We start from the raw sequence: 778 nt of genomic DNA on the forward strand, positions 1-778 counted from the left end.
AAAAGGGGATGCGGATATTTTTTAGGACTATTCAGAGTAGCAGCTTGCGTCGGCGTTGATTGATGCTTAATCCGCCGAACTCAAGCTTGATTCTTCGTTCGTTGTAGAAGTCGACATATTCATGAATCGCTTTCTCTAGTTCCTCACGATGGCGCCATTTACGTCCATAGAACATCTCATTTTTCATTCGGCCGAACAATCCCTCGCACGCCGAATTGTCGGGTGAGCACCCTTTCTTCGACATTGAACGAGCAAAACCGATGTCTTGGGAGGCTTGGATCCAACTATTACCTCGATAGTGGCAACCCCGATCGGAATGGATTACTAATCTTGTCGGATCCGCAGGCGCATCATTTTCAATCGCCTGTGCTAAGCAGTCGTCTGCAAGCTGCTGATTAGGATGGCAACTCGTTGTTGCTCCCACGATCTTTCCGTCGAAACAATCCACCAACGCTGAAAAGTAGATTTTCCCGTCATCAGCAGGAAACTCTGAAATATCCGTCAACCACAGCAGCCCAGGCTTATCAGCATGAAAATTCCGTTTCACCAAGTTTGGTGGGGCATCTGAAATCTCCCCGCGATACGACGAATAACGACGCTTTTTCTTAACATAACGCACCGTTAACCCTTCGGCCGTAATGATTCGGCGCACAACTTTCTCGCTGACCTTGATTCCCGATTGCTTCAATTGAATCCAGACGCGACGGTAGCCGTAGCTGAATTCGGAGTCTTTGACGATTTCGGTAATTTTTTCGGTCAGCTCCGCATACTTTGAAGG

Annotated in this window: 1 protein-coding gene; it reads right to left on the minus strand. The window is 47.8% G+C overall.

All coding sequences use genetic code 11. From position 1 onward, the window contains the following. Nucleotides 1-31 precede the first annotated feature (31 nt). The coding region (locus tag ABRP98_RS11745) for an IS3 family transposase (RefSeq protein WP_349859366.1) at nucleotides 32-778 on the minus strand (747 nt) is incomplete at its 5' end.

Source organism: Corynebacterium sp. KPL2838 (assembly GCF_040225455.1).
Taxonomy (GTDB): Bacteria; Actinomycetota; Actinomycetes; order Mycobacteriales; family Mycobacteriaceae; genus Corynebacterium; species Corynebacterium rhinophilum.